Source organism: Streptomyces albidicamelliae (genome assembly GCF_025642175.1).
Taxonomy (GTDB): domain Bacteria; phylum Actinomycetota; class Actinomycetes; order Streptomycetales; family Streptomycetaceae; genus Streptomyces; species Streptomyces albidocamelliae.
In genome coordinates this window covers 6,672,799-6,696,602 of record NZ_CP106795.1, presented here as the reverse complement: position 1 = coordinate 6,696,602, position 23,804 = coordinate 6,672,799, and the positions used below count along the sequence as shown (strand labels likewise).

Annotated in this window: 19 protein-coding genes; 11 read left to right on the top strand and 8 right to left on the bottom strand. The window is 73.7% G+C overall.

Annotated features, from left to right (window positions below):
* Window positions 1–441: 441 nt before the first annotated feature.
* Both N8I86_RS30255 and N8I86_RS30250 read left to right on the top strand, forming a co-directional pair.
* A complete protein-coding gene (locus N8I86_RS30255) occupies window positions 442–897 on the top strand; it encodes an SRPBCC domain-containing protein (protein WP_073891876.1) in 456 nt (151 codons plus the stop codon).
* A gap of 102 nt (window positions 898–999) precedes the next feature.
* A complete protein-coding gene (locus N8I86_RS30250) occupies window positions 1,000–2,268 on the top strand; it encodes an FAD-dependent oxidoreductase (protein ID WP_263279171.1) in 1,269 nt (422 codons plus the stop codon).
* Window positions 2,269–2,387: 119 nt separating this feature from the next.
* Here the strand turns inward: N8I86_RS30250 and N8I86_RS30245 are convergent, their stop codons facing one another.
* The 7 genes from N8I86_RS30245 to N8I86_RS30215 form a co-directional block, all read right to left on the bottom strand.
* On the bottom strand, window positions 2,388–3,638 hold the full coding sequence (locus N8I86_RS30245) for a cytochrome P450 (RefSeq protein ID WP_073891879.1): 1,251 nt from the start codon (window positions 3,636–3,638) through the stop codon (window positions 2,388–2,390).
* 186 nt (window positions 3,639–3,824) lie between these two features.
* Window positions 3,825–4,241: a hypothetical protein gene (locus N8I86_RS30240; protein WP_123440207.1), complete on the bottom strand. Its 417-nt coding sequence runs from the start codon at window positions 4,239–4,241 to the stop codon at window positions 3,825–3,827.
* Window positions 4,242–4,366: 125 nt separating this feature from the next.
* The gene (locus tag N8I86_RS30235; RefSeq protein WP_263279170.1) at window positions 4,367–5,425 is read right to left on the bottom strand and encodes a ketoacyl-ACP synthase III family protein; all 1,059 of its coding nucleotides are present in this window, start codon (window positions 5,423–5,425) and stop codon (window positions 4,367–4,369) included.
* A gap of 54 nt (window positions 5,426–5,479) precedes the next feature.
* Window positions 5,480–7,132 carry a phosphopantetheine-binding protein gene (locus tag N8I86_RS30230; RefSeq protein WP_073891888.1) on the bottom strand — a complete coding sequence of 551 codons (1,653 nt, stop codon included), beginning with the start codon at window positions 7,130–7,132 and terminating at the stop codon, window positions 5,480–5,482.
* A complete protein-coding gene (locus N8I86_RS30225; RefSeq protein WP_123440204.1) occupies window positions 7,122–8,708 on the bottom strand; it encodes a class I adenylate-forming enzyme family protein in 1,587 nt (528 codons plus the stop codon). Before N8I86_RS30225 ends, N8I86_RS30230 begins: the two co-directional genes overlap by 11 nt.
* Window positions 8,709–8,989: 281 nt before the next feature.
* Entirely contained in the window at window positions 8,990–10,333 is a 1,344-nt protein-coding gene (locus N8I86_RS30220; protein ID WP_263279169.1) for an MFS transporter, read from the bottom strand.
* A gap of 146 nt (window positions 10,334–10,479) precedes the next feature.
* On the bottom strand, window positions 10,480–10,692 hold the full coding sequence (locus N8I86_RS30215) for a DUF6059 family protein (RefSeq protein ID WP_073891896.1): 213 nt from the start codon (window positions 10,690–10,692) through the stop codon (window positions 10,480–10,482).
* 219 nt (window positions 10,693–10,911) lie between these two features.
* Between N8I86_RS30215 and N8I86_RS30210 the strand changes: the two genes are divergently transcribed.
* From N8I86_RS30210 to N8I86_RS30195, 4 genes are all read left to right on the top strand, one after another.
* Complete coding sequence (locus tag N8I86_RS30210) at window positions 10,912–11,085, top strand: hypothetical protein (RefSeq protein ID WP_176985518.1); 174 nt, start codon at window positions 10,912–10,914, stop codon at window positions 11,083–11,085.
* The gene (locus N8I86_RS30205) at window positions 11,082–13,403 is read left to right on the top strand and encodes a TOMM precursor leader peptide-binding protein (protein ID WP_263279168.1); all 2,322 of its coding nucleotides are present in this window, start codon (window positions 11,082–11,084) and stop codon (window positions 13,401–13,403) included. The genes N8I86_RS30210 and N8I86_RS30205 overlap by 4 nt, the downstream gene beginning before the upstream one ends.
* A 219-nt stretch (window positions 13,404–13,622) precedes the next feature.
* Window positions 13,623–14,738, top strand: coding sequence for a sensor histidine kinase (locus N8I86_RS30200; protein WP_241840898.1), 1,116 nt, complete (start codon window positions 13,623–13,625; stop codon window positions 14,736–14,738).
* A gap of 139 nt (window positions 14,739–14,877) precedes the next feature.
* Complete coding sequence (locus N8I86_RS30195) at window positions 14,878–15,486, top strand: response regulator transcription factor (RefSeq protein ID WP_073891905.1); 609 nt, start codon at window positions 14,878–14,880, stop codon at window positions 15,484–15,486.
* Between the two features lie 31 nt (window positions 15,487–15,517).
* Here the strand turns inward: N8I86_RS30195 and N8I86_RS30190 are convergent, their stop codons facing one another.
* Window positions 15,518–16,213 (bottom strand): NADH oxidase, encoded by a 696-nt coding sequence (locus tag N8I86_RS30190; RefSeq protein WP_263279167.1) that lies wholly within the window; start codon window positions 16,211–16,213, stop codon window positions 15,518–15,520.
* 169 nt (window positions 16,214–16,382) lie between these two features.
* Here N8I86_RS30190 and N8I86_RS30185 point away from each other — a divergent pair, with 169 nt between their 5' ends.
* From N8I86_RS30185 to N8I86_RS30165, 5 genes are all read left to right on the top strand, one after another.
* Complete coding sequence (locus tag N8I86_RS30185) at window positions 16,383–18,266, top strand: 2-oxoacid:acceptor oxidoreductase subunit alpha (protein WP_404830845.1); 1,884 nt, start codon at window positions 16,383–16,385, stop codon at window positions 18,264–18,266.
* Window positions 18,256–19,314 (top strand): 2-oxoacid:ferredoxin oxidoreductase subunit beta, encoded by a 1,059-nt coding sequence (locus tag N8I86_RS30180; protein WP_263279166.1) that lies wholly within the window; start codon window positions 18,256–18,258, stop codon window positions 19,312–19,314. Before N8I86_RS30185 ends, N8I86_RS30180 begins: the two co-directional genes overlap by 11 nt.
* A complete protein-coding gene (gene fdxA, locus N8I86_RS30175) occupies window positions 19,311–19,634 on the top strand; it encodes a ferredoxin (protein ID WP_073896923.1) in 324 nt (107 codons plus the stop codon). The genes N8I86_RS30180 and fdxA overlap by 4 nt, the downstream gene beginning before the upstream one ends.
* Before the next feature lie 209 nt (window positions 19,635–19,843).
* The gene (locus N8I86_RS30170) at window positions 19,844–20,848 is read left to right on the top strand and encodes an AfsA-related hotdog domain-containing protein (RefSeq protein WP_263279165.1); all 1,005 of its coding nucleotides are present in this window, start codon (window positions 19,844–19,846) and stop codon (window positions 20,846–20,848) included.
* 46 nt (window positions 20,849–20,894) lie between these two features.
* Window positions 20,895–23,726, top strand: coding sequence for an AfsR/SARP family transcriptional regulator (locus tag N8I86_RS30165; RefSeq protein ID WP_263279164.1), 2,832 nt, complete (start codon window positions 20,895–20,897; stop codon window positions 23,724–23,726).
* Window positions 23,727–23,804 lie beyond the last annotated feature (78 nt).

Here is a 23,804-nt window from a genome sequence, read left to right as displayed (position 1 = left end):
AAGTCGTCCAGCAGGCCGGTGGTGCGCTCCTGGCTCTCGGCTCCGTGCGGGCCGGGGGTGCCCCCGTCGGGCGGGGCGGTGAGAGCGGGGTTCATCGTGCTCCTCGTACGGCGTGGTCCTGACCCCGGCCGATGATGCCACGCGCTCCGCCGGAGCCGGGGCCCAGGGGGAGGCCGGCCCCGGCCCCCGTCCTCGGCCGAGCGGGCTTCGGGGCCGTCGCCGGAGCACCGCCGGGCACCTCGCGGACCGGGCGGGGACGCCGGTCCGCGCCGTACCCCCGCCCGCGCGGGCGCTAAGGCGTCGCTTGTGCGGGCCGGGCCGGCGCGTGCGGTCGTGCGGGGGCGTTCAGTAGCGTGTCGCGTCGGACAACGCTTGCCGGAGCACGGCACATTCCGCCCCGCCCCGCGTGGACGTCCCGCCGGGCTTCTGGAAGGACCCCGTATGCGTCGCATCTCGTCCGCAGTGCACATTTCCGCCTCCGCCGAGCAGGTGTGGGCGGTCCTGACCGACTTCGAGCGGTTCCACGAGTGGAACCCCTTCCTCGTCGAGGCCGCCGGACGGGCCGTTCCGGGCACGCGGCTGAGCCTGCGGTTCCGGCTCCCCGGCGGCGGGCGGGAGATGGTCTTCACGCCCACCGTGCTGGAGAGCGAGCCCGGCCGGCTCCTGCGCTGGCGGGGCCGGTTCGGTGTGCCGGGCGTCTTCGACGGGGTGCACAGCTTCGAGCTCACGGCCCGGGACGGCGGCACGCACGTGCTGCAGAGCGAGCGGTTCAGCGGTCTGCTGGTGCCGTTCTCCGGTGCGGTCATCACCCCCTCGGAGAAGGGGTTCCAGGCGCTGACCGACGCGCTGAAGGAGCGGGTGGAGTCCGCCTCCGTCCCGGCTCGGCCGCGGGACTGAACGCCGGGCCGGGCGTACGGCGTCCGGGGCACGTCGGCTGCAAGAGGAGCTTTAGGGCGCGGTCACACGATCGACCGACCATGACTCCGCTGGAGAGGCAGCATGACGATGACAGCAGAGCTGACCGCACAGGTGTGCGTGGTAGGAGGGGGGCCCGCCGGGCTCACGCTCGCCGTGGAGCTCGCCAAGCGTTCCGTTTCGGTGGTGGTCCTGGAACAGAGCGGGCATTTCAACCGTTCGTTCCGGGGCGAGTCGGTGTCTCCGGACTCGGTGTGGATGCTGGACCGGCTCGGGCTGCTCGACCGGCTCGAGGGGACGTACGTCCAGATGCACCACATGGAGATCGTCGACGGTGGCAGCGTCGTGCTGCGCGCCGACCTCTCCGAGTTCCCCTATCCGCACCCCTACCCCGTCGAACTCCCCCAGCCGGCCCTGCTGTCCGCGCTCGCCGACGCCGGGCGGGAGCACCCCGGCTTCACGCTCGTCCAGTCCGCGACCGCCGTGGGCCTGCTGCGCGAGCAGGGCGAGGACGGACCGGTGACCGGGGTGCGGGCCCGCACCCCCGACGGTGAGATCACCGTACGGGCCGCGGTGACGGTGGCGGCCGACGGCCGGTTCAGCAAGGTGCGGGAGCTGTCCGGGCTGTCCTACGAGAAGCTGCCGCTGGACCGGGACGTCATCTGGCTGCGGCTGCCGTTCCCCGAGCAGTGGGACGGCCACACCTACCGCATCCGCATCCGGGGCGGCGAGCACGGGCTGTTCATCCCCACCCATCCGGACAGTGTCCGGGTGGGGCTCAACATCCCCAAGGGCGGCCTGAAGGCGCTGCGCGCGCAGGGTCTGGGCGCGCTCCACGAGCGCCTGGACCGGCTCGCGCCCGAGCTGTCGGACGCGGTGCGCGACACCGTGCGCGCCTGGTCGGACACGTCGATGCTGGACATCTTCACCACGCTGGTGCCGCGCTGGTCGACGCCCGGTCTGATCCTCATGGGGGACGCCGCGCACACGCTCACGCCGATCCTCGGGCAGGGCGTCAACCACGCGATCATCGACGCGGTCACCCTGGCGCCGCTGGTGGAGAAGGCGCTGGCCGCCGGCGGCGGTCCGGAGCGGCTGCAGCGGGCCGGGGAGGCGTTCCAGGAGGCGCGTGAGGAGTCCGTACGCCGGTCCCGTGCCCTCCAGCTGCGCCAGGAGCGCCTGTTCGCGCTGGAGGGTCGGCTCGGCGGTGTGTTCCGCCGGTCGCTGTACCGGGTGATGGACCGCAACCGCTCGGTGCAGCAGCGCGTGCTGTCGCGGGCGTACTTCCAGGTGCAGCAGCCGGGTCCCACCGTGGCCCGGCGGATGGTGCAGGAGCCCGCCCGGCGGGCCTGAGCCCGGTCGCCGGCGCGGGGCCCGCCCCCGCGCCGGACGCCGGCACCCGTCGACACGCCGCCGCCCGGATCCCTCGGCAGGGATCCGGGCGGCGGCGTCGCGGGCTCACCGGCGGCGGGTCACCAGGTGACCGGCAGGCTGCTCAGGGCGTGCACCATCATGCCGCTGGTCATGGTGAGGTTGCCGACCTCGTCGGCCAGGCGCAGCGTCGGGAAGCGGCGGATCAGCGAGGAGACGGCGATCTGCAGCTCGGCGCGGGCGAGGGCGGCGCCCAGGCAGAAGTGCGCGCCGTGCCCGAACGCCAGGTGGGCGGAGGCGGTGGGCCGGGACGGGTCGAAGGAGTCGGCCGACTCCCCGAAGCGGTCGGCGTCCTGGTTGGCGGAGCACACCGAGGCGATGACCCCGCTGCCCTTGGGGATGGTCGTGCCGCCGAGTTCGACGTCCTCCAGGGTGATGCGGAACGGGCCGCCGTCCCCGATGGGGTTGATCCGCAGCAGTTCCTCCACCACGTGGTCGATCGTCCCGGGGTTCTCGCGCAGCGCGGCCAGGTGCTCGGGGTGCCGCAGGAGCGTCAGCACACAGGTGCCGATCATGCTGACGGTGGTCTCGTGGCCGGCCACGAGCAGGGTGATGCCCATGGTGATCAGCTCGTGCTCGCTGAGCCGGCCGCCGTCCTCGTCGTGGACGGAGACCAGGGCGCCCATCAGGTCGTCGGTGGGTTCCTCGCGCTTGCGCTGCACCAGCTCGCCGAGGTACTGCACCATCGCCATCCGCTGCTCCAGCACCTCCTCGGGGGTGTGCGAGGTGAGCGAGACGAAGGCGTCGGACCAGGCGCGGAACCTGCCCCGGTCCTCGAAGGGGACGCCGAGCAGCTCGCAGATGACCATCACCGGCAGCGGGAACGCGAAGACGGGGTTGAGGTCGACGGGCCCGGAGAGCTTCTCCATCTCGTCCAGCAGCCCGTCGGTGAGCTCCTGGATGCGGGGGCGCAGGTTCTGCACCCGGCGGGCGGTGAACTCGCGGGACACGAGCTTGCGCAGCCGGGTGTGCTCGGGCGGGTCCATGGTGAACAGGCTGCCGGCCATGGGCGGGGCAGCGGTGAGCCGCGGCGCCCCCTCGGCGAGCATCGCCGCCCGGCTGAACCGGCCGTCCGCGAGGACGGTGCGGACGTCGTCGTAGCGGCTGACCACGTACCCCTCGTCACCGCTGGGCAGCCGGACGTGCGCCACGGGGCACTTGCCGCGCAACTCCTCGTAGACGGGTGGTGTCTGCACGGCCGAGGGGCGGTGGAAGGGGTACTGGAGTCCGGGCTCCGTCCCGGTCTCGGGCGCCGTCCCGGTGTCGGTGCCGGGCGCTGAGGCGGTGTCCATCGTGTGGCCTCCGGTGCTTCGGAAGGTGCATGCGTTCGGGACTGTCCAGCGAGGTTCGCAGCACCGGCTTGCGCGCCGATAAAGGCCGCCGGAGCCGGCTCGTCCGCTCCCGGTGTCCGGGTACGGCGACGGGCCCGCAGCTCCCGGGGGGAGTGGGAGGCTGCGGGCCCGGGATCACGGGCCGGTTCAGCGCAGGCGGCCGTCCGGCGTGCGCAGGCCCTGGCCCAGCGCGCGGGTGAGCGCGATGGTGGTCAACCAGGACATGCCGAAGGTGAAGGGGGCCGCGATGTCGTCCGGGCTGTCCCCCAGGAACGAGAAGACCACCATGACGGCGAAGGGGATCAGCGGCCGGTTCAGCAGGTTGTACAGGGGCACGGCCCGGGGCGCGAGCCGGCCCGGTGCGTGGCCCCGCCCGAGGCCGGCCAGCCGGGGCAGCTCGGGCAGGACCAGGCCGAGGGCGGCGGCCGGGTACACCCAGCCGGCGTGCTTGACCGCCTCGAAGACGTCCCAGGCCAGCAGCAGGATTCCCACCACTCCCCAGACCACGCGCACCACGGTGGAGGTGGAGCTCTTCGTGGCGCCGTCGGGTTCGGTCGTCACCATGCTTCTCTCCTCGTGTCCAGACGGACGGACGGCGGGCGCACGGACGGCGCAGGCGTCCGGCGGTGCAGTGTCCCGCGACGCGCTGAAGCCCCACTGAAGTCGCAGGTGGACGCGGCGCGTTGCGGTCAGGTTCCGCTGGTCGTGCCCCCGCTGCCGGAGCGTTCCCATTCCGGTGCGTCGACAATCTCCAGCACGGCACAGGTGCAGCTGAATCCGGAGCCGCCGCCGACGAACAGCACGTGGTCGCCCGGGCTCAACTCGCCCTGTTCGACGAGGTGGTTGAAGCCGGCGATCTGGTCCCCGGCACCGAGGTGGCCGACCCGGCGGGCGAAGTCCCAGGTGGACCGCTCCACGGGCAGGCCGAGCAGCACCGGCACCTGCCATTCCAGCCGGCTGCGTCCGCTGGCGAGGGTCACCACCCGGGACACGTCCCCGAGTGCGATGCCGGCGTCGGCCAGCGCGGTGCCGACGACGTTCTTCATCACGGCGCCGACGCGTTCGGTGGCCTCCCGGACGCTGCCGTGGGCGCGCATGAAGTGCCCCACCCGGCCCAGCAGGTCCAGCGGTTCCCCGGACGGCAGGGGCCGCAGCCCGGCCCCGCGGACGACCGCCTCCAGGGAGTTGTCCGATCCGCTCGCGGTGGACAGCAGCCGGGCGAAGCCGCCGGCGGCGGACAGCAGCAGGGCGGTGCCGCCGTCGCCGTAGACGAAGCCGGGCTCGCTGCTCCACCTCTTCACCAGCGGGGCGCCGAACCGGTCGGCGGTGGTGACCATCGCGGCTCCGGTGCCCGGCTGGGCGGCGACCTGGCGGGCCGCGACCTCCAGGGCGCCGAGTCCGCCGTTGCACTCCTGCTCGAAGCCGAACGCGGTCGCGTCCCGGCCGAGGGCGTGACCGGCGACGTAGGAGGCCGCGGGCCACATCTCGACGCCCTGGAACCAGATGCCGCTGTGGATCAGCAGGTTCACCCGGGACGCGTCGAGACCGGACCGCTTGAGCGCGGTCGTCGCCGCGTGGACCGCCATGTCCGGAGGGGCCATGGACTCCTCGGCGACCGAGACCGACTCGATCTCGTCGGCCGCGTGCTGCTCCGCGTCGTACGCGCCGGACTCCACGGCCGACCGGGCGGACTCGGGCTCGCCGAGCCACGCCCCCGTCCCGGCCACGTACACGCCTTCCCACCGCATGGTGACTCCTCTCGTCCTGTGTCGTCGGGATGTCCTGGCCGGCGGCCGGCCCGCTCAGGCCGGTCCGACGGAGCCGTCGCGCAGGGCGGACACCACGCGCCACAGCGCGGCCGGGGTGGCGAAGGTGTCGGCGACCAGCTCCGAGTCGGGTACGGCGATCCCGTAGGTCTGCTCGACCCGGACCAGGGTCTCCACCATGGCGAGCGAGTCCAGGCCCGCCGCCTTCAGGCTGCTGTCGGGCCGCAGCGGCCCCTGGGAGGCGAGCCTGGGCAGCAGTTCGAGCAGGAGTTCCTCGTACGCCTTGTCCCAGGGCGGCGCTGACGCGTCGGTCGCGGGGACGGCGGCGGTGGTGTCGGTCATGGCGGCGGATTCCTCCGTACGGGGTGCGGTGAGGGGCTCGGCGTCGTGGCGGCCGAGGGCCAGACGCGTGGCGGAGACGACCTCGTGGCCGTCCACGACGATCTCGGCGGGTGCCGGATGACCGAGGAAGCCGAGGAGGCTCGCGGACAGTCCGTAGGCGCCGACGTTGGGGAAGGCCAGCAGGTCCCCCGGGCGCAGTCCGGGCAGTTCGGCGGCCCGGGCCAGGATGTCGGCGGGGGTGCACAGCGGGCCGGCGAGGGTGACGGTGGCCGGACGGGCGCCGTCGGCGGGGGCACCGTCCGGCGGGCCGTGTGTCTCCGGGTGGTCGTCGCCGGGGTCCGCCGGGTCGAGCGGCCGGGCGGACAGCGGCAGCAGCCGGCCCAGGCCGGCCAGCCCGCCCAGGTGGTTGATGCCGGAGTCGAGCACCGCGTACACGCTGCCCCGGCTGTGCTTCACGTCGGTGACGGTGGCCACCAGCTGACCGCTGTCACCGACCAGGTAGCGGCCGGACTCGAAGGCGACCACCGGCTCGCCGTCCCGCCAGCCGGGCAGGTGCTCGTCCAGCACGGCCGTCAGTGCCGCCCGCAGGCCGCGGTAGACGGGGCGCTCGCCGGGCGTGGCGTAGGGCGCGGCGAATCCTCCGCCCAGGTCCAGGAGGTGCAGCGGGATACCGAGTTCGGTGCGCAGACGGGCCGCGGTGCGCACGCTCTGCGCGAGTTCGGCGCACAGGCCGTCCTCGTCGCGGGCGTTGGTCAGCGGGAAGAAGTGCATGCCGACGATCCGGGTGCCCTCCGTGAGCAGCCGGGCCCGGTGCTCGGTCAGGTCGTCGAGGTCGAAGCCGAACTGCGAGGGGGCGCCGGTCATCCGCAGCCCCGCCTGGCCGGGCGCGCCGGCGGCGTTGATCCGCAGCACGCAGTCGGCCGTGACGCCCTGCGCGTGCGCGGCGGCGCCGATCCGCTCCAGGTCGCCGAAGGACTCGGCGGAGAAGGTGCGCATCCCCGCGGTGATCGCCTCGTCCAGTTCGGCGCGCACCTTGCCGGGGCCGGAGTACATCAGCTCGGCGGCGGGGTGGCCGGCCTGGAGCGCCGCGGCGAGTTCGCCGCGCGAGGTGACCTCGGCGCGGGCGCCGCCCCGGCGGAGTTCGGCCACGAGGGCCGGGTGCGGGTTGGCCTTGAGGGAGTAGTAGACGCGGCTCGGCTGCGGCAGGGCGGCACGCAGGTCCGCCAGCGCGGTCCGTACCCGGTCCAGGTCGTAGACGTAGAGCGGGCTGCCGTATCGCTCGGCGAGGCGGCGGACGGCCGGGGCGGCGGGGCCGGTCCGTCCGGCCAGGTCGCTGTCAGTGCTCATCGGTGCCCTCCACGAGGCGGCGGCGCAGTTCCTTGCGGTCGGTCTTGCCGTTGGGGGTGAGCGGGAGCGCGGTCAGCACGTGGCAGACGTCCGGGACCTTGGCGGCCTCCAGGCGGTCGCCGAGCCGGGCCAGCACCTGCTCGCCGGTGAGTGAGGGCGTCTCGCCGACGACGAACAGGACCATGTCGCGGTCCTCCTCCGGGACCAGCAGCGCCGCCTCGCGCACGTCGTCGATGTCCAGGACGGCGGACTCGATCTCGACGGAGCTCATGCGCGAGCCCCGGCGCTTGAACAGGTCGTCGCGGCGGCCCTGGAAGTAGACGTGGCCGTCCTCGTCGAGCCGCCCGTAGTCGCCGGTGTGCAGGGTGACCGGGCCGCCGTCCGCGGGGCGCCGGAAGCGCAGCGCGGTCGGTTCCGGGGCGCGCCAGTAGCCGGCCATCACGTGCGGGCCGCGGACCACGATCTCGCCGGTCTCCCCCGGTGCCAGGGGCCGGCCCTCGTCGTCGACGACGAGCACCTCGGTGCCGGGCAGCGCGGGCCCGACCGAGCCGGGGCGGGCCAGGTCCCCGTCGGGCTCCAGGATGGTGATGCGCTTGCACTCGGTGGTGCCGTACATGGGCACCACGGCGGCGCCGCGGAAGGTCTCCCGGAGCGAGGCGATGAGCGGCGCGTTGAGCGCGGCGCCGGTGTTGGTGAACATGCGGATGCGGGTGGGCCGTTCGTCGCGGGAGGCGAGGCGGACCAGGAGCTCGCCGAGGGAGGGGACGAGCGGTACGACCGTGGCGCCGTGGTCGCGGGCGAAACCCAGGACGCGGGCGTGGTCGGCGGGGCCGGACAGCAGCAGCTCGGCGCCGGCGAGGGCGCAGAGCAGGATCTGGTAGAGGCCGTAGTCGAAGGAGAGCGGGACGGCGGTGAGCACGACGTCGTCCGGGCGGTAGCCGAGCCGGGCCTCGATGGCGCGGGCGGCGAACGCGACAGGACCGTGCGGGCAGGCCACCGCCTTGGGCGCCGAGGTGCTGCCCGAGGTGTAGATGAGCAGGGCGAGCCGGTCGGCGGGTACCTCCCGCTCGGTGCGGGCGGCCGGGTCGGCGGGTCCGGACAGGTCGAGTTCCGCGGCGACGGCGACCGGAGTGCCGGCCGGCCAGGTGAGGCCCCCGGTGCCGGTGCGCTCCGCGGCGTCCACGACGATCAGGGAGGGTTCGGAGTCGGCGAGCACGGCCTTGAGGTGGAACGCCTTCATGCCGGGGTTGATCGGCACCAGGACGGCGCCGCGGCGCCAGGTCCCGTACAGCAGGGCGGTGAACTCGCGGGCGCTGTCGACGCGGGCCAGCACCCGGTCGCCGGGCCGGATGCCGTGGCCGTCCAGGACGCGGGCGAAGGAGTCGGCGGCGGCGTCGAGCTGTGCGTACGTCCAGGCGCCCGCACGGTCGCGCACGGCGGGTGCGCCGGGGCTCCGGTCGACGGCGGCCGTGAGGAAGACCTCGGCCGCGTTGGCCACCCGGGGGGCGGCGGGCGTGCCGACGGCGTCGTCTATCAGGGCGGTGGCGGGGGCGGATCCGAGTGCGGTCGCGGTCATGGCTGCATCTCCGGTTTCTGCGCATCCTGCGGTTCAGCGGCCGGAATCGTCCGGTCCGGTGGGCGGAGGTCCCCGGGCACGGCACGGCCGGTGGCCCCGGCCGGTGCCGGAGGCCGGCCGCCGGTCCGGGGCACGGACGCCGTGCCGCGGTCGCCGCGCCCTTCGTGCGGCGCCGCCGGGGGCGCCGGCTCCGGGCCGGGGCGGGGGCCCGCCCGGGGGCCGGGGGCGCCGTCCGCACCGCGTGGACGCTCCGGCGCATGGCCCTCCCCTCGTCGGCGGCCTCACCCGTGGACGGGCTCGTGTCCTGCGCAAAGCGTCGGGGGTGGTGCTTTGGCACGGCTAAAAAGGCAGTTGGCGCGCGCCGCTCCCGAAGCGGGCGCGCGGGGTGCGGTCCCGGCGCCGTCACGCCGTGCCCGCCGTCGCCGTCTCCGGCCGGGTGGCGGTCCCGGCCGGTACGGCGGGGGTGCCGGGGTCAGCGAGCGGGCGGCGAGGAGGACGCCCAGGGTCAGCAGCAGCGGTACGCACATGGCGGCGCGGTAGGAGACGGCCGCGCCGACCGCGCCGACCAGGGGCGGACCGACCAGGAACCCGACGTAGTTGAAGAGGTTGATGCGGGCCACGGCGGTGTCCGCCGCGCCCGGCAGGCGCTGCGCCGCGGCCGTGAAGACCTGGGGGACGATCACCGAGAGCCCCGCGCCGAGCACGGCGAAGCCCGCGACGGCGGTCCAGGGTCCCGGTGCGGCGGCGACCGCGGCGAAGCCGGCGGTGCCGAGCAGGGCGCCGGCGCGCACCACGGCGGTCGCGCCCCAGCGCCGCACCCAGCGGTCACCGAGCCCGCGGCCCAGCAGGGTGGTGGCCATGTAGAGGGCGTACGGGACCGTCGCCATCGCCTCGGAGCTGTGCAGCGTGTCCTCGAGGAACTTGGCGCTCCAGTTGCTGGAGGTGGAGTCGGCGACGAAGGCCGCGCCCATGATCAGGCAGAGCGGCAGCAGCGGCCGCCACGGGACGGCGGCGGGGCGGCCCGCCGCGCCACTGTCACCGGCCCTGTCGGCCGGCCCGTCGGCGACCGCCGTGAGCCGGGGGCCGGCCGTCGCCGCGATCGCCAGCAGCGGTACGGCGGCGCCCGCGAAGAGGACGAACAGGGACAGGTGCCAGCGGGCGCCGGCGCCGGCCAGCAGGGCACCGAGGATGCCGCCCAGGCTCATCGCGCCGTGGAAGCCCAGCATGACGCTGCGGCCGTAGTGGCGCTGCACCGCCACCCCGGTCATGTTGACGCTCGCCTCCAGGGCGCCCACCAGCAGGCCGAAGACGGCCAGGCAGAGCGCGAGTTGCCACCAGGTGTCGCCCGCGCCGATGCCGGCGGGCAGCAGGCAGACCGCCGGCTGGAGCACGCGGACGACGGTGGGGGCGGGCACCCGGCGGACCAGCCGTGCGGCGGTGACGCTGCCCGCGCCGGCCAGGACCGGCACGGCGGCGAGGAAGAGCGGGAGGGTGGTGTCACTGAGCCCGTAGCGGTCCTGGACGGCCGGGATGCGGGTGACCAGCAGGGCGAAGACCGCGCCGTGGACGAGGAACACCGCCAGCAGTGCGAGGCGGGCCTGCCGCAGCCGTACCGATGTCTCCATGGCACCCCTTCCGGTGACCGCCGGCGCCCCGGCGGGCGCGGCTCCGGCGCGACCGTAGGAGCCGGACCTGAAGTGCCGCTTGCGCGGGGACCCGCCGGGCCACCGCTGTGAACGGGCGGCCCGGTGGCCGGAACTGGACCGTCCGGTCAGCTCCGGAAGTCCAGGTCCCGCAGCTGCTCGTCCAGAGCCCGTTCGGCCGGGGTGAGGGGAAGGTCGGGGCGCAGGCGTTCCAGCAGGTGGGCCGGTGTCGGGTGGGGCGGTTCGGCCGGGAGGTACAGCCACATCTGGCCGTACGCGACCAGGCACCGGTACGCCTGGCCCACGGCACGGGCGGCGTAGTGCGCCAGGAGGCGGATCATCTGGGGCTTCCTCTCGACCCGGGCGGGCAGGGCCCTCGATGTTCCCGGACGGAGCTAAAACGGCCCTTGGGCCGGGGCCCGTTGGCGTGAAAAGTTCACCCTCGACAGATGACGGCAGCACTGTCTGTGAGGTCGCCGCCCTCGCCAGAATCTTCGCCACAAGGACAGTCGTTCGAAACACCCTAAGTCAGCGGAATCCCAACGGGGAAAGGTTGTCCCATGGTCAACGCAGTTCCGTCCGGCGTCCACCGTCGTACCGACGACACGGCTCAGTCCGCCCGTTCCCTGGTGATCGAGGACCTCGACTCCCTCGGCCAGAACGACGCCGTGCTGTTCAGCATCTGCATCATCGCGTTCCCGGCCGCCGAGGCGAGCGGGCAGTTCGGGGCATGACCGACGCCGGGGGGCACGAGGCCGGGACGACGCTCCCGGACGACAGCGTTCTGGTGGGCTTCAAGCGCCATCTGAGCCCGGTCGTGGTTCCCGGTGAAGCCACCTACCTGGTGTCGCGCCGCGGGGTCACCGCGCTGCGCGGCCCGCACGCCGAGGTGCTCGCGCCGCTGCTCGACGGGACGCGGAGCGTGCGCTCGGTGCTGCGGGAGGCGTCCTCGGCGCTGACCGCGGAGGAGGCCGGCTCCTCCCTCGGCGAGCTGGCGCGCTCGGGTCTGCTCGGCTTCCGCCCGGCGGAGGCCGACGACCGCGGTCCCGTCCGGCGGGCCGACCCGATGGCCGAGGCCTACTGGGACCTGATGGGCCTGGACGGCTGCCGGGCCACGGCCGAACTGGCGGGCGCGGCGGTCTGTGTGGAGGTGCTGCCGGCGGTCGACGCGGCGCCGGTCCTGGCGGCGTGCAGGGAGTCGGGGGTCGCCGTGGCGGCCCCCGGCTCGGCCGGCACCCTCTCCCTCGTGCTGTGCGACGACTACCTGTCGCCGGAACTGGCGGAGGTGGACGCCCGGCACCGGGCGAGCGGAACGCCGTGGCTGCTCGCCAAGGTCTGCGGTGTCGACCCGTGGATCGGGCCTTTCTTCCGGCCGGGCCACGGCCCGTGCTGGACCTGCCTCGCCCACCGGCTGCGCGGGCACCGCCGCTCCGAGTGGCCGGTGCAGCGCGCCCTCGGGCTGACCGGACCGCCGGAGCGGCCGGCCGCGTCGGTCGCGGCGGGCCGGGCCCTCGGTGTGCACATGGCGGTGCTGGAGGTGACCAAGTGGCTGGCCGGGATGCGGTATCCGTCGCAGGACCTCGTGCACACCCTGGACACCATGCTGCTGCGGGCGGCCTGCCATCCGGTGCGCCGGCGCCCCCAGTGCCCGGTGTGCGGTGATCCGCAGGCGGTGGCGAAGCGGGTCAGCGCACCGTTCGTCCCGGTGTCCCGGCCGAAGGCCGCGCACCACGGCAACAGCCACCGGTCCGCCTCCCCCGGGGAGATGCTGGACCGGTACGGCCATCTCGTCGGCCCGGTGACCGGGATCGTCAAGGAGATCCGCCGCGCCCCGCGCACGCCGGACTTCGTCGACACCTTCCTGTCCGGGCACAACCTCGCCTTCAACCCGCACAGCGTGGCCGGACTGCGGGCCGGACTGCGGGCGCTGAGCGGCGGCAAGGGCCTGGACGCCACGGAGGCCCGGGTCAGCGCGCTGGGCGAGGCGGTGGAACGGTACAGCGGCACCCGGCAGGGCGACGAGCCCGTCGTACGGGACACCTACCGGGCGCTCGGCGCGGACGCCGTGCACCCGAACGCCTGCCAGCTGTACCACGAGCGGCAGTTGCGGGACCGCGACCTCTGGAACGGCCGCGGCTCCCACTTCCAGCACGTGCCGCGGCCGTTCGACGAGGACCGGCCCACCGACTGGACGCCCGTGTGGTCGCTGACCGCCGGGCGGCACCGGCTGCTGCCCACCTCGATGCTCTACTTCTCCGACGGCGGCGGGTCCGCGGACGGGCTGCACGCGGATTCCAACGGCAACGCGGCGGGCAGCAGTCCGGAGGACGCCCTGGTGCAGGGTTTCCTGGAACTGGTGGAGCGGGACGCGGTGGCCCTGTGGTGGTACAACCGCACCCGCCAGCCCGGGGTGGACCTGGACGCGTTCGCCGCCCCCGAGACCGACCGGATCCGCGAGGGGTGCCTGCGGCTGGGTCGCGAGCTGTGGGTGCTCGACCTGACCTCGGACTTCGGCGTCCCGGTGCTGGCGGCGGTGTCCCGGCGGACCGGCCGGCCCGCCGAGGACGTGATCTTCGGCTTCGGTGCCCACTTCGATCCGCGGGTGGCCCTGCGCCGGGCGCTGACCGAGATGGGGCAGATGCTGCCCGCGGTGACGCCGCGGCGGCCGGACGCCCCGGGCTACGGCATCGACGATCCCGACGCGGTCCACTGGTGGCGCACCGCGACGACCGCCAACCAGCCCTACCTGCTGCCGGATCCGTCCGTCCCCGCACGCGGTCCGCGGTCGTGGCCGGCCGACCTGCGCCCGGATCTGCTGGACGACGTGAACGCCATCGGCGAACTGGTCCGGGACCGCGGCATGGAACTGCTCGTCCTCGACCAGACGCGCCCCGATCTGGAGCTGCCGGTGGTCAAGGTGATCGTGCCCGGGATGCGGCACTTCTGGGCCAGACTGGCCCCGGGCCGGCTCTACGACGTACCCGTGGCGCTGGGGCGGCTGCCGGAGCGAAGACGGTACGAACACCTCAACCCCGTACCCATGTTCGTCTAAATCTCCAGCTATCAATACAAGTCACACACGGCCTTCACGTAGGTCCCATACGATCCGAAACGAACTCCGCCCCTTGCTGCGAAAGAGGAGTCCGTGAAGGCCAGTGCACCTCGCGAGCCGCGTGCAGGTCTCGTCCCGCCTCCGGCCGGCGCCGGAGGCACGGACACACGCATCAACCAGGCTCTCCCCGGGCCCCGACTGGCCCGGGTCATCCTGCGGGTGGCACTGCTCAGTTACCTCTTCATCACCGCGCTGAACGTCATCAGCACCGGTCTGTCGCCGGCCGCGGACGTCGGCGCGATCCTGGCGCTCGTCGCCGTCTTCCTCATCCAGCTGCGGCACTCCGCACCGGGGGCCGGACGGCGCCCGGGGCGCGAGCGGTTCCTGACGCTGGGCGCGCAGATGCTGCTCACCTATCTGCCGATCCTCGTGTACCACGCCCAGTGGGGCGCGCTCGGCGGCTTCCTCTCCGGGTCCCTGCTGCTCCTGCTGCCGCCGCGGCCCGCGTGGTGTCTGTACGCGGCCGTCGGGCTCAGCATGTTCCTGCCCCCGCTGCTGGACGGCCGGAGCATCGTCGACGCGGTCTACCTGTGCCAGTCGACGCTGCTGACGGGCCTCATCGTGTACGGCCTGACGCACCTGGCCGAGGTCATCCAGGAAGTGCACGACGCCCACGGCGAGTTGGCGCGGCTCGCGGTGGTCAGGGAGCGGCTGCGGTTCGCCCGGGACCTGCACGACCTGCTCGGCTTCAGCCTGTCGGCGATCACCCTCAAGAGCGAGCTGGTGCACCGGCTCATCCCCCTGCACCCCGAGCGGGCGGTGCAGGAGGTCGACGACATCCTGACCATCTCCCGCCAGTCCCTCGCGGACGTGCGCCGGGTCGCCAGCGGCTTCCGCAACATGTCGCTCGCCCAGGAGGTCACCTCCGCCGAGTCGGTCCTGAACGCCGCGGACGTGACCGTCGAGGTGGAGGTGTCGGTACGGGATCTCGACCGGCGGGTGGAGAACGTGCTGGCGGCCGTGGTGCGCGAGGCGGTCACCAACGTGCTGCGGCACAGCAAGGCCGCCCACTGCGCGATACGGCTGGTGGCGGAGCCGGGGACGATCGTGCTGTCGGTGGTCAACGACGGCTCCCCGGCGGGCGGTCGTGTGCCCTCGGAGCACGGCGGCAACGGTCTGGAGAACCTGGCGCTGCGACTGCGGGAGATCGGCGGCAACCTCACCTCCGGCGCCCTGCCGGGCGGCACGTTCCGGGTCCGGGCGGTCGCGCCGGCCGCACTCCCGGCACCGGCCGGGGCCGAGAGACCGACCGGAGCCGTGCCGGACCCCCCGTAGTCCCGGCCGGTATCCGGAAGAGCCTCTGCCAGATGCCGGATCCGCCCGGCGGGACTCTCCCCCCGGGAACCGGAGTTGGTACAGTCGCCGCGTCCGGGACGTGGGAAGGCGACAACTCGGTACGGGGGACGGGGGTTCGGTGATTCGTGTACTGCTGGCCGAGGACATGAACATGGTGCGCGGTGCCCTGACAGCACTGCTCGACCTGGAGCATGACATCGAGGTCGTCTGCGGGGTCGAGAACGGCAACGACATCGTGCCGGCGACGCTGCGGCACAAACCCGACGTGGCGGTCATCGACATCGACCTGCCCGGCATCGACGGACTGACCGCGGCCGCCCGGCTGCGGGACCGGGTGCCCGAGTGCCGGGTACTGATCCTCACCAGCATCGGACGCCCGGGGACTCTGCTGCGGGCCATCTCCGCACAGGTGGGCGGCTACATCCTCAAGGACGCGCCGCCGAACGAACTGGCCTTCGCGGTACGGCAGGTGGCCGCCGGCCGTCGGGTGGTGGACCCGCAACTCGCCCTCGCCGCCTGGGGCGGGCAGGAGAGCCCGCTCACGGAACGCGAGACCGAGGTGCTGCGGCTGGCGTCCAAGGGCGCCGAGCCCTCGGAGATCGCCGCCGAACTGCACCTGTCCACCGGGACGGTACGCAACTACCTGACCACCATCACCACGAAGCTCAACGCGCGTAATCGCGTGGACGCCGTGCTGATCGCCCAGGAGTCCGGCTGGCTGCTGTGAGCGCCGGCCGGGGCCCGCGGCGGGTGAACGCTCAGCCGTGCGGCACCGGTTCGCCGCAGTCCTCGGTCATGCCGGCGGCCGCCAGATAGCTCAGCACGGCCTGGGTCACCTCGGGCGGCAGCGGCAGCACGGAGGAGGCGTCGGACGGGGTGGCCGGCCAGGCCAGCAGCCCGACCACCCAGACGGCCTCCGGCCGGTGCAGCTGGACCCGGTGCGGGGACGTGCCGCGGGCCAGTGCGAACCCGGCCTTCTCCAGGGTGAGCGACACATCGCCGATCAGCCGGATCAGCCGCCGCGCGGACAGGGTCACGGGGGCGAACGGCGCGTCCCTGCTGGTGGAGACGACGGACAACAGGGGTCCGCGCAGGTCCTCCCAGCCCAGGGTGCGCACGATCAGGTGCGAGAGCCGGTCGAGCACCGGCAGCAGCACCAGGTAGGCGCCCTCCGTGACGTCGTCGGTGGCGTCGTCGGTGGCGTCCTCCGCGGCGGCGGACTCGGTGGCGTCCTCCGCGGCGGCGGACGCGCGGGGCACGACGTTGGCGAGCAGGACGGGGCCGAGCTCCATGCGCCGCAGGGCCTCGCGCACCAGCGGATCGGGGCGGCTGATCCGCTCCGTCCCGAACCGGCTGCGCAGCACCAGGCCCTGGCCCGTGGCGTCCTCCTCGACGACCACGTCCTCGTGCAGCGACCAGAGATGGACTGCGCGGCTGCCGACCACCCGCGACATGGGGACCCCCTTCTTCCGTGCCGATTGTGACGGCCGGGACCGCGCGCCGGACAGCCACGCCGTCACCCCGATCACGTGAAGTTCTCACATACGCGGAGGGGCTTTGGCGGGTCGCAAGGAGGGCTTCCTACGGTGCGAGCCGGACATCCGACGAGGAGAGGGACAGCTGGTGACCGTTGACACAGCAGCCACCCGGTCCAGTACGGTCCGCCGGCTGGACCGGGTGGTCATCCGGTTCGCCGGGGACTCGGGTGACGGTATGCAGCTCACGGGCGACCGTTTCACCTCGGAGACGGCGTCCTTCGGGAACGACCTCTCCACCCTGCCGAACTTCCCCGCCGAGATCCGTGCCCCTGCGGGGACGCTGCCGGGCGTCTCCTCGTTCCAGCTCCACTTCGCCGACCACGACATCCTGACCCCGGGTGACGCGCCGAACGTGCTGGTGGCGATGAACCCGGCGGCGCTGAAGGCGAACATCGGCGATCTGCCGCGCGGCGCCGAGATCATCGTCGACAGCGACGAGTTCACCAAGCGGGCCCTGCAGAAGGTGGGGTACGCCGGCTCACCGCTGGAGGACGGCTCGCTCGACGGCTACCAGCTCCACCCGGTGCCCCTGACGACGCTCACGGTGGAGGCGCTGAAGGACTTCGGCCTGTCCCGCAAGGAGGCCGAGCGCAGCAAGAACATGTTCGCGCTGGGCCTGCTGTCGTGGATGTACCACCGGCCGACCGAGGGCACCGAGAAGTTCCTGAATTCGAAGTTCGCGAAGAAGCCGGACATCGCGGCCGCCAACATCGCCGCGTTCCGGGCCGGCTGGAACTTCGGCGAGACGACGGAGGACTTCGCGGTCTCCTACGAGGTCGCCCCGGCGGCTGCCGCCTTCCCGCCCGGCACCTACCGGAACATCTCCGGGAACCTGGCCCTGGCCTACGGCCTGGTCGCCGCGTCCCGGCAGGCGGACCTGCCGCTGTTCCTGGGCTCGTACCCGATCACCCCGGCCTCGGACATCCTGCACGAGCTTTCCAAGCACAAGAACTTCGGTGTGCGGACCTTCCAGGCGGAGGACGAGATCGCGGCCATCGGCGCCGCGCTCGGGGCCGCCTTCGGCGGTTCCCTCGCGGTCACCACGACCTCCGGACCGGGTGTGGCGCTCAAGAGCGAGACCATCGGGCTCGCGGTGTCGCAGGAGCTGCCGCTGCTGGTCGTCGACATCCAGCGCGGCGGTCCGTCCACGGGCCTGCCGACCAAGACCGAGCAGGCGGACCTGCTGCAGGCCATGTACGGCCGCAACGGCGAGGCACCCGTCCCGGTCGTGGCCGCGAGGACGCCCGCGGACTGCTTCGACGCCGTCCTGGAGGCGGCCCGGATCGCGCTGACGTACCGCACGCCCGTCTTCCTCCTCTCGGACGGCTACCTGGCCAACGGCTCCGAGCCGTGGCGGGTCCCGGACCTGGAACAACTCCCGGACCTGCGCGTGCAGTTCGCGTCCGGCCCCAACCACACGCTGGAGGACGGCACGGAGGTCTTCCGGCCCTACAAACGCGACCCGCGCACCCTCGCCCGGCCGTGGGCGGTTCCAGGCACGCCCGGGCTGGAGCACCGCATCGGCGGCATCGAGAAGCAGGACGGCACGGGCAACATCTCCTACGACCCCGCCAACCACGACTTCATGGTCCGCACCCGCCAGGCGAAGATCGACGGCATCGAGGTCCCGGACCTGGAGGTCGACGACCCGCACCAGGCCACCACCCTGGTGCTGGGCTGGGGGTCCACCTACGGGCCGATCACCGCGGCGGTACGGCGGCTGCGGGTGGCCGGCGACTCGGTCGCGCAGGCGCACCTGCGCCACCTCAACCCCTTCCCCGGGAACCTCGGCACGGTCCTGCGCTCCTACGACCGGGTGGTCGTACCGGAGCTGAACCTGGGTCAGCTCGCGCGGCTGCTCCGAGCCGGGTTCCTGGTCGACGCGGAGTCCCTCACCCAGGTCAACGGCATGCCGTTCAAGGCGGAACAGCTCGCGCAGGCTCTCAAGGAGGCCGTCCATGCCCACTGAGGCGCTGTCCCTGGTGCCGAAGAGCGAAGTCGCCCTCGGTGCACGCGACTTCAAGTCCGATCAGGAGGTGCGCTGGTGCCCGGGCTGCGGTGACTACGCGATCCTCGCCGCCGTACAGGGCTTCATGCCCGAGCTTGGCCTGGCGAGGGAGAACATCGTCTTCGTCTCCGGCATCGGCTGCTCGTCCCGCTTCCCGTACTACATGAACACCTACGGGATGCACTCCATCCACGGCCGCGCCCCCGCCATCGCCACCGGACTCGCTTCCTCCCGCCAGGATTTGAGCGTATGGGTGGTCACCGGCGACGGCGACGCCCTGTCCATCGGCGGCAACCACCTCATCCACGCCCTGCGACGCAACGTCAACCTGAAGATCCTGCTGTTCAACAACCGGATCTACGGACTCACCAAGGGCCAGTACTCCCCCACCTCCGAGGTCGGCAAGATCACCAAGTCGACGCCGATGGGATCACTGGACGCCCCGTTCAACCCGGTGTCCCTCGCCATCGGCGCGGAAGCGTCCTTCGTCGCCCGCACCATCGACTCCGACCGCAAACACCTCACCGAAGTGCTCCGCGCCGCCGCCGGCCACCCGGGCACCGCCCTGATCGAGATCTACCAGAACTGCAACATCTTCAACGACGGCGCCTTCGACGCCCTGAAGGACAAGCAGCAGGCGGAGGAGGCACTGATCCGGCTGGAGCACGGACAGCCGATCCGCTTCGGCGCCGACGGCTCCCGCGGGGTCGTACGGGACCAGCGGACCGGTGACCTGAAGGCCGTCACGGTGACCGCGGAGAACGAGGCGGACGTCCTCGTGCACGACGCCCACTCCGCGTCCCCCACCACCGCCTTCGCGCTCTCCCGGCTCGCCGACCCGGACACCCTGCACCACACCCCGATCGGCGTCTTCCGCTCGGTGGAACGACCGGTCTACGACACGGCGATGGCCGACCAGCTCGACACCGCCGTCGAACAGAAGGGCAAGGGCGACCTGGCCGCCCTGCTCGCCGGCAACGACACCTGGACCGTGGAGAGTTCCTCATGACGTACGTGATCGCCCAGCCCTGTGTCGACCTCAAGGACAAGGCCTGCATCGACGAGTGCCCCGTGGACTGCATCTACGAGGGCCCGCGCAAGATGTACATCCAGCCGGACGAATGCGTCGACTGCGGCGCGTGCGAGCCGGTGTGCCCGGTCGAGGCCATCTTCTACGAGGACGCGCTGCCCGCGGAGTGGGCCGGCTACCGCCGGGCCGACCAGGAGGTCTTCGCCCCGGTCGGTTCGCCCGCCGGGGCGAGCGCCGCGGGACCGCTGCCCGCCGACCACCCGCTCGTGGCCGCTGAGCCGGTCCGGGAACCGGGCTGACCGGCCCGGGGAAAGCGGACTCCAGGGGTCCTTCCCTGGAGCTTCCCCGATTCTTCAGCGGCGTCGGAGACCGTTCAGAGGAAGGCTCACCGCTTCCCCTCCCGTCCCACCGCACGAACGTCCGGACTCCGTCGCAGCAGAGGACCTTCATGAATCTCCCCTCTCCTCCCTCCATCGGCCCGCGGTCCGCCCGCCAGGGCGGGCCGCTCATGGACAGCGGATCGCTGCTCGCTCCCTCGCCCGCGGCCGACTTCCTCGGACCGCACCACCTCGTGCACCGGCCGGACACGCCCGAGGGCCTCCTGCTCTCCGCCATGCCGCCCGGCCGGCACCGGTTCGGCTTCTCCGCCGAACTTCCCGAGCGCCACGCCCTGTTCTCCGACTCCACCGCGCCGTTCCACGACCTGCTGTACCCGATGGAGTCGCTGCGGCAGATGGCGGTGTTCGCCGCGGGCCGCTACTTCCGGGTCCCGGAGAACCGGCGGATCCTCCTCGCGGACTGCATGATGGCCGTCACCGCGCTGGCGCCCTGGGAGCGCACCTCCCCCACCGCCCAGCTGACCCTGGACCTCGACCTCACCCCCACCGAGCTGGTCGGCGGGGTCCCGCGGGCGATGGACTGCCGGGCCTCGATCAACATCGAGGGCGAGCGGTGCGGCACGGTCACCGCCCGGCTGGTGTTCCTCATGCCCGGCGTCTACCGCAGCCACCGCGCGCACAGCCGCCGGGAGAGCGAAGCCACCGCCCACGGCCACAGCGGACTGCCCGCGGGGCACGGGGTGCCCGGTCCGGAACTAGTCGGCCGGCGCACGACCCGCAATGTGCTGATCGGGCTGCCGCTGCACGAGGACGAGGCTGCGCTGGTCTTCCCGGTCAACATCCCGGCGGCCCGCGAGGTGCTGCCGGACTCCGGATCCGAGGTGCCGGCCGCCCTGTTCCTCGAAGTGTCCCGCCAGGCGGCCCTGTTCGGGGCCGGCGAGCTGTACGGGCTGGCGCCCGCCCACGCCGTGCTGACCGACTGGCACGCCGCGTTCCGCGGGTTCGCCGAACCGGGTCTCCCGCTGCGCTGCGGCGTACGGCCGCGCACGGCCGACGCCTCCGGCGAGGTGCGCCGCGACGGCGCCGGCCGGCCCGTCGCCGAACTGGACCTCGTCTTCACCCAGGGCACGCGGGTCGTCGCCACCATGTCCACCTCCGTCCTCCAGATCTGCTGAACCACGCCGACGGTCCCGTACCGGCCGGCGTCGCGAAGGAGCACCGATGCGCTTTCGGGTACTGGGACCCGTGCGGATGGACCCGCGCACCCCGACGGCAGCCAAACCGCGCGTGGTACTGGCCACGCTGCTCGTGCAGAGCAACAACGTCATCTCCACGCACAGCCTCATCGACGAGCTCTGGGGCGTGGCCCCGCCGCGCACCGCGGCCACCACCCTCCAGGTGTACGTGTCACAGCTGCGCAAGGCGCTGCTGGCGGAGGGTGGCCCCGAGCCGGAACCCGGCCGGCAGCCGCTGCTGACCCAGCCGCCCGGCTACGTCATGCGGGTCGGCCCCGACGACCTCGACCTCACGGTCTTCGAGTCGCTGCGCGCACGCGGGCGCGCCGCCTTCGAGGAGCGGGAGTACGCGACCGCCTCCCGGCTGCTGGCCGAGTCGCTCGCGCTGTGGAGCGGCCCCGCCCTCTCCGGCATCCCCCACGGGCCGTCGCTGCAGACGACCGCCATACGGCTCGAGGAGTTGCGCTCCGAGGTGCTGGAGCAGCGGATCGCGGCCGATCTGAAGCTGGGGCGCCATCAGGAACTGATCGGTGAACTGATGGCTCTGGCACACGAGTTCCCGATGCGGGAGACGCTGCACGAGCTGCTGATGGTGGCGCTGTACCGGTCCGGGCGGCAGTCGGACGCGGTACGCGCCTTCCACCGGGTGCGGCGCACGCTCGTCGACGAGCTGGGCGTCGAACCCGACGCCTCGCTCAAGCGCGTACTGAGCCGGGTCCTCGCCTCCGATCCGGCGCTCGCCTGGCATCCCGGCCGGCGGCCGCCGCGGCCGCGGGCGGTTCCGTCGCGGGCCGCACCCGCCGGCGCCTCGGGCGGGACGGTGCGCGGGGCCGGCGCGGGGGCTGGCTCCGACACCGCCGTCCGGGTCCGGTCCTCGGCACAGGCCGGGGCGGCGGCAGGTGCGGCGGCCGGTGCCGGACACCCGCCCGGTTCCGCCGCGGCGCCCGCCGCCCCGCTGCTGTGGCTGCCGCCCGCGCTCACCGACTTCACCGGCCGGGATGCCGAACTGGCCCGGTACACAACACTGTTCGCCGAGTCACGCACCGGGACGCGGCCGTGCGTCGTGGCCGTCTCGGGCCGCCCGGGCGTCGGCAAGACCGCGCTGGCGGTCCAGCTCGCCCACCACGCCGAGGAGTTCAGCGGACGGGTTCTGGTGTCCCTGCGGGACTCGGCGGGCCGCGCGCTGACGGAGCGGGCCGCGCTGATTGCCCTGCTGCGCCGGCTGATGCGGCCCGGCGACGGCCCGGAGGAGCTGCCCGGCGAGCCGGACGAGCTGGCGGACCTGCTGCACCGGACGGCCCGGGGCCGTGATCTGCTGATCGTCCTCGACGACGTGGTGGCGGAGGCACAGGTGCGGCTGCTGCTCTCCGCCGTTGCGGACGCCTGTGTCGTCCTCACCTCCCGTCGGCCGCTGGGCGCCCTGGAGCAGGCCCGGCACCTGGTGCTCGACGTACTCGACCGCCCCGCATCGGAGTCCCTGCTGCTCGCCACGGGTGGCCCGCGCATGGCGCAGGACCCGGCCGCGGTCGCGGAGATCGCCCGGCTGTGCGGCCGGCTGCCGCTCGCCCTCCGGGTGGCGGCCGGCGCGCTCGCGGTGCGGCCGCACTGGACGCCCGCCGACCTCGCCCGCCGGCTCGGCGACGAGCGGACCCGGCTCGCCGCGCTCTCGCTCGGCGACCTGGACGTACGGGGCGGGCTGCTCGCGGCGTACCAGGAGGTGCCGGAGGCGGAGCGGCAGGCGTTCCGGACGCTGGGACTCGCTCCGCTGCCGGACTTCCCGCTGTGGGTGGCCGAGTCCCTGCTGGACCTGGCGCCGGAGGCCGCCGAGGAGCGGCTGGAGGAGCTGGTCCGGGCCCAGTTGCTGGAGGCCCGCCGGCCGGCGGACGACGCGGGCGAGGTGCGGTACGGCTATCACCCGCTGCTGCGTTCGCTGGCGCTGGAGACGGCGGCCGAGGTGGACGGTCCGGCGGCGGTCGCGGAGGCCGTGGCCCGGCTGGGCCGGGCCTGTCTGCTGCGGGCGCGGGCCGCCGACGCACGGCTCGCGCCGGGGCGGGACCGGCTGGCGTCCGTCCTGGTGACGGACCTCGGCGACCTCGCCGGGCACGACCCGGCCGCGGCCGCCCCGCTGCGCTGGCTCCAGGCGGAGTCCGCCGGGCTGCTGGGTGTGCTGCGCGGGCTGCACGCCGGCGGCCACTGGGACCTGGTCTGCGCGCTGGCCTCCGCGCTCGGCGGCTACTACGAGGCGTGCGCGCTGTGGGACGACTGGGAGGCCAGTCACGAGCAGGCGCTGGACGCGGCCCGGCGCTCCGGGAACGCCGTGGCCGAGGCGGCGTTGCTGCGCTCGGTCGGGGACCTGTCCTGGCAGCGCAGGCACACCGGCCGGGCCGTCGACTGCCATCGGCACGCGGCACGGCTGTTCGCACTGGCCGGGGACGGCATCGGGGCGGCCCGGTGCCTCACCGGGGAGGCGGACGTGCTGCTCGGACAGGGTGAGCCGGAGCGCGCGGGGGCGCTGTACCGGCAGGCGCTCGCCCGGGCCCGGTCCGCCGGCGACGCCCGGGGCTGCGCGGACGCCCGGCGGGGCCTGGCGCTCCTGGCCCTCGTCGAGGGCCGCCCGGCCGACTGCCTCGCGGAGCTCGACGCCTGCGCCGCCGCGGCGGCCGCCCTGGGCGACGTCCGCTGGCACGGCTACGCGCGGCGCACCGCCGACCACGTCCGCGCCCAGCGCCGCACCGGCCCGGCCGCCTGGTCCCGGCTGGAGATACGTCCCGGTGTATGGCTGATGAACCCGCCCGCGGCGACCTCCGGCCGGGGGTGAGGCCCGCACGAGAAGAAGGACGACGACCGCGGAAAGGACCGGTCCCCGCAGAGCCGTGGCTCTGCGGGGACCGGTCCT

Bases quoted from the DNA above. Each gene is read 5' to 3' on its own strand.
- N8I86_RS30235 (WP_263279170.1), bottom strand. From the start codon at position 5,425: ATGCGGTGGGAAGGCGTGTACGTGGCCGGGACGGGGGCGTGGCTCGGC.
- N8I86_RS30190 (WP_263279167.1), bottom strand. From the start codon at position 16,213: ATGTCGCGGGTGGTCGGCAGCCGCGCAGTCCATCTCTGGTCGCTGCAC.
- N8I86_RS30230 (WP_073891888.1), bottom strand. From the start codon at position 7,132: ATGAGCACTGACAGCGACCTGGCCGGACGGACCGGCCCCGCCGCCCCG.
- N8I86_RS30215 (WP_073891896.1), bottom strand. From the start codon at position 10,692: ATGATCCGCCTCCTGGCGCACTACGCCGCCCGTGCCGTGGGCCAGGCG.
- N8I86_RS30205 (WP_263279168.1), top strand. From the start codon at position 11,082: ATGACCGACGCCGGGGGGCACGAGGCCGGGACGACGCTCCCGGACGAC.
- N8I86_RS30225 (WP_123440204.1), bottom strand. From the start codon at position 8,708: ATGACCGCGACCGCACTCGGATCCGCCCCCGCCACCGCCCTGATAGAC.
- N8I86_RS30250 (WP_263279171.1), top strand. From the start codon at position 1,000: ATGACGATGACAGCAGAGCTGACCGCACAGGTGTGCGTGGTAGGAGGG.
- N8I86_RS30220 (WP_263279169.1), bottom strand. From the start codon at position 10,333: ATGGAGACATCGGTACGGCTGCGGCAGGCCCGCCTCGCACTGCTGGCG.
- fdxA (WP_073896923.1), top strand. From the start codon at position 19,311: ATGACGTACGTGATCGCCCAGCCCTGTGTCGACCTCAAGGACAAGGCC.
- N8I86_RS30240 (WP_123440207.1), bottom strand. From the start codon at position 4,241: ATGGTGACGACCGAACCCGACGGCGCCACGAAGAGCTCCACCTCCACC.
- N8I86_RS30170 (WP_263279165.1), top strand. From the start codon at position 19,844: ATGGACAGCGGATCGCTGCTCGCTCCCTCGCCCGCGGCCGACTTCCTC.
- N8I86_RS30255 (WP_073891876.1), top strand. From the start codon at position 442: ATGCGTCGCATCTCGTCCGCAGTGCACATTTCCGCCTCCGCCGAGCAG.
- N8I86_RS30245 (WP_073891879.1), bottom strand. From the start codon at position 3,638: ATGGACACCGCCTCAGCGCCCGGCACCGACACCGGGACGGCGCCCGAG.
- N8I86_RS30210 (WP_176985518.1), top strand. From the start codon at position 10,912: ATGGTCAACGCAGTTCCGTCCGGCGTCCACCGTCGTACCGACGACACG.
- N8I86_RS30165 (WP_263279164.1), top strand. From the start codon at position 20,895: ATGCGCTTTCGGGTACTGGGACCCGTGCGGATGGACCCGCGCACCCCG.
- N8I86_RS30180 (WP_263279166.1), top strand. From the start codon at position 18,256: ATGCCCACTGAGGCGCTGTCCCTGGTGCCGAAGAGCGAAGTCGCCCTC.